1 tRNA gene is annotated in these 217 nt (G+C 44.2%); it reads left to right on the top strand.

Annotated features, from left to right (window positions below):
• Positions 1-76: transfer RNA gene (locus tag ACYP03_RS28555), tRNA-Glu, on the top strand.
• Positions 77-217 lie beyond the last annotated feature (141 nt).

Genomic DNA, 217 nt, shown 5'->3' on the forward strand with positions numbered 1-217 from the left:
GTCCCATTCGTCTAGAGGCCTAGGACACCGCCCTTTCACGGCGGTAACAGGGGTTCGACTCCCCTATGGGACGCCACTTTCTAAGTGCACTTTTGAGTGTGATTAGAAAGTGGTTTTTTCTCTCTGGAGAAAAGATGCACATGCTCTTTAACAATCTGGAAAGCTGACTAGTAAATTCAATCTTTGAGATTGAATCAAACTGTTTCGAAAGAAACAG

The sequence above is a fragment of the Photobacterium sp. R1 genome, assembly GCF_054600795.1.